Annotated in this window: 3 protein-coding genes; 1 reads left to right on the top strand and 2 read right to left on the bottom strand. The window is 58.8% G+C overall.

Going from position 1 to position 3,773, the window contains the following annotated elements; genetic code table 11:
* Positions 1 to 502 (bottom strand): HNH endonuclease signature motif containing protein (locus tag ABWV23_RS22200; RefSeq protein WP_353351867.1); only part of this gene is annotated, 502 nt, incomplete at its 3' end.
* 1,108 nt (positions 503 to 1,610) lie between these two features.
* Positions 1,611 to 2,954 (bottom strand): site-specific integrase, encoded by a 1,344-nt coding sequence (locus ABWV23_RS22195; RefSeq protein ID WP_353351865.1) that lies wholly within the window; start codon positions 2,952 to 2,954, stop codon positions 1,611 to 1,613.
* Between the two features lie 255 nt (positions 2,955 to 3,209).
* On the opposite strand from ABWV23_RS22195, the gene ABWV23_RS22190 reads away from it, so the two are divergent.
* A partial coding sequence (locus tag ABWV23_RS22190) for a tyrosine-type recombinase/integrase (RefSeq protein WP_353351863.1) occupies positions 3,210 to 3,773 on the top strand: 564 nt, incomplete at its 3' end.

Here is a 3,773-nt window from a genome sequence, read left to right as displayed (position 1 = left end):
CTAGATTGCGCCGGGTGCCGTTGTGCTTGATTTGGGCCAGCCAACGTCCATCCCGCTTGTTCCACACAACGCCACGATATTGGCTTGCACCGCCGCGTGGTTGATGGAAGGCCCGCCCGTTCTCGGCATGAGACACGAGGCGCAGGTTGCTGATGCGGTTGTCCGCCTTATCGCCGTTCACATGGTCGATCTGCATTCCTCCAGCGGGGGCTTCGCCGTAATGCAGTAGCCACGCCAGCCGATGTGCTTTGGCGGTGACCCGCTTCCCGCCTTGGTAGGTGAGCTTCGCCAGCAAGTAGCCGTTTCCAGGGTCGCTCGTGGCAACCTTCCCGGCGCATCTGGACTTCCACCGCTTGAACCCCACGGCAGTCGCGAAGTGCCCCTCAGGCCGGTCTTCACGGTGCCGTATGGTTCCCGTATCGGGGTCGTAGCGGTAAGCCTCTTGCCAGACCTGAACGGGGATGCCTTGGAAGGTTTGGGCGGTAGTGTCGATGTTCGTCATTGTCGTTTATCCTTTGCTTAAATTGGTCTGTTGATTGGTCGCGTTCTCCACGCGGAAAGACAGCCGCAAGCGCCAGCAGTGCAAAGGCCCGCAGGAGACCAACCCCACGGGGAGGCGGTCACGGCTGCCTATCGGCATGGAGAAAGTTTGTGTGGTCGGTGGTGTGACGGGCTCTAACCTTCACACTAAGAAGTCTAGAACCGGGAATTGATCGTCGGTGGTGGGGGTGGAAGAGAAACTGCGCAGGCCCGTTAAGGGGCATGTTCAGGTAGACCAGAAGGGCGCGCGCTCACGCGCTCTGGAAGACCACAGAGAGGTGCTGTCACCTTCATCAAATCACTCAATCCACCTGCGGCGTCAGCCGCCTAAACAACTTATGTGAAGCTGTATGTGAAAGATCTATGTAAGAGATTATGAGAAGATGAACTGTTAGCATGAACCGTATTGGTCACCTTAACATGAACCGTTAACAACCGCTTCGCCGTCCAGAACTGGTCTCCGCAGGGCCGTCATATCGGGGCCGTCACCTTCCCGATCTCATACCGTGCCAGTGTAACGCGGTGGTCGCGTGAGTGACTGGGCTTCTGCGTGGCTGCTTGTCATCGTCCGCCAGCAGCTCGGCGGTTCCTTTCGTGAAAACTTTTTCGGTCTGGACGGCTTCTTCGTCCTACTGTGTGGGTTATTCGGTGACACGTTGTCGCACCCACCTAACGTGAGCCGGACGTGCTTGCGAGCGGTCCACAAAACGGGCGCACTAAGTCTGCCTTCCTACGGTGTGGGTCATACCCTCCGCCAACGCCAGCTTAGGCCCGGCACGGCGGAACGGATCTTTGTCCTAAGGAGTGGGTTAATACCAGGTTTAGATGGGCAACCACTACATCTAGTAGCTGCCCCTCACAGCCCCCTCAGAGGGCCGCTAGCGGTTTCATGGGGATACCCAGATTCGCTCGCCATCGGGGGCAGAATGCCTACCTTTTCTATGGTGTGTGCCAATACCAGATTTAGAGCAGCAACCACAACATCTAGCCTTCCGCGCTCTGGGCATGGCAATAGCGGGGGCGCTGGGCGGCATGAATGGCTGCCCCGGTGGTGAACCCGCCGGGGGCTGCTAGGGAACCTGTACAGCCCTCCGTACAACCTCCGCTGCCACCTTCAGCCAAGCCGCTTCGCTGCCATATACCCGGTCGCCAAGGTTCCCTGCCGCATGACCCATGATGCGGTGCTCAATCCGGGGGTCTGCCCCAGCCTCGATGAGCTTGTCCTTGAAGTTGTGGCGGAGGCTGTAGACCACATGCCGCCTATCCTCTGTCACCGCTCTCACATGCTTGTTGAGCGCCGCAGAGAGCCGGTCCGCGCCCTCCTCACGGGCGTAATGGGGAAACAATAGGGCTTCACCCTCCGCCAGCTTAACGGCCTCCTGCGCGGCTTCCAGTGCGTCTCCTGCGAGGGGGACCAAACGGTGGCTTGCCTTGGTCTTGATGCGCCTGTCTTCATGCCATGTGACGTGGATGTGGGGCGTATCGTGGTCGATCTTCACATCCTCCAGCCGAAGCCCGGAGATTTCGCTGGGGCGACAGCCAGTGCCTTCCAGAAGACGCCAGATCAACAGCAGCTCAGGGCGCTTGCTGCGGGACAGCCTCTCGCGCACCTTAGCAATGACCTCCACGGGCAACGGAAGGCGCGCGTTACGGTCAACTGAGGGGGCCGCGCCGCTGGTCTTAACCTCTAGCTTGCGGAAAGGATTGGCGACAGTGCCGACCAGATCGAACTCGACCAAGGCAAACTCAACGATTGCCCTCACCGCATTCAATTCCCGCCGAATGGTTTCTGCGGAAAGGGGATTGCCAGTGGATGTCTTGGAACTCTGAAGGTGGTCGAGGAGCTTCCTGCCATGCTGCCTGCGAAGATTGGCCAAAGGCACCTTGGACAGCTTGCCCAGCGCCTTCTCCGTCTTCCTCTTCACCCTATCTAGCCTGTTCCTCGGCCCTCGCCCTTGGCTTTCGTCGATCTTCTCTCGCTCATAGAGGTCAAAGGCATCTGCGAGGGTGTAGGCTGGCGGGGCTGCGTCTGGCTGGATAACGGGCCTGTAGAGCATGGGGTCGCCTTGGTGCTGGGCAATATCCTCCGCCAGCTCCTTCCTAACAACCTCATCACCGCCACGGGCACCGTCAAGCAACCGTTTGGCTTCCCGCTGGGCTTCGCTCCAGAGGGCGCGGGGTGACATGCTTTCCCGCTCCTCCACAGAACGCCTGTGCGCCGCCACAGTGGCCTCAAATTCTGACGATAGGGTTTCCCACTCGGTGACCATAGCAGGGCCTGAACGGGCCTTGAGGGGCTTCTGGAAAAAGGTTTCTCCCCTGACCTCAGCAACATCCTTCGGCCAGCGCCTGCGGAACCTTTTCCGGCCTCCGCTCAGTTCGTCGATGTACTTCAACTTCATTGTCACGGCCATGCAACGTGTCCTCGTTGTGTCCCGGAATGTGTCCCAGAACAGCAACGCAAGTGCCTGATAGCCAATGAAAACAGGCCTTCAAGAGAAGGTAATGGTGCCCCCACACGGCATATCGGAATCTAACAACAGAACCAAACAACGCCAAAATGTGAATAATTTCAATACTTTGAACTTGCAAGCAGGCCCAACTAGCCCCATGTTAGCACGGCCAAATTGCGGTTAAATAGCGTAACAACATTTGAAGAGGGGCTGAAGATGCCGGGCATTCACAGGCTAGGTAAGAAAGAGGTTGAGCTTGCAAAACAGCCCGGGCAGCGCCTCGGTGACGGCGGCGGTCTCTTCCTGCACGTTAGGGAAAAGGGGGCGAAGTATTGGTCGGTGCAAGTCACCATCAAAGCCGCTTTTGGGCGCGGAAAGCGGGTGGAACTCGGCCTCGGCCCCTATCCAGACGTAACACTTGATCAAGCCCGCGATTTGGCAGCGGCAGCGCGGGAGCTGGCCCGCAGCGGCACTGATCCGCGTGAAGAGCGGCGCAAGCAGCTCCACAAGAGTCAGACCTTTGAGGAAGTATGCGCACTCGCATTCGAGGCCCGCAAAGCAGAACTCAAAGGCGACGGAGCCTCCGGACGCTGGCTGTCGCCCTTAAACCTCCACGTGATCCCCAAAATTGGGGACCGCCCGATCACCGAGATCACCCAGAACGACATTGTGGATGTTCTAAAACCGCTCTGGCACACGAAGGCCGATACCGCGCGCAAGGGCATGAACCGTATCGGCATCGTAATCAAGCATGGCGCTGCGATGGGCTTAGCAGGCCGG

It is taken from the genome of Aquicoccus sp. SU-CL01552 (assembly GCF_040365005.1).
In the GTDB taxonomy this organism is placed as follows: Bacteria; Pseudomonadota; Alphaproteobacteria; order Rhodobacterales; family Rhodobacteraceae; genus Antarcticimicrobium.
This window is presented reverse-complemented; position numbering and strand designations above follow the sequence as displayed.

What these genes read in the sequence shown, in the direction of transcription:
- ABWV23_RS22195 (WP_353351865.1), bottom strand. Translation starts at nt 2,954, where the DNA reads ATGGCCGTGACAATGAAGTTGAAGTACATCGACGAACTGAGCGGAGGC.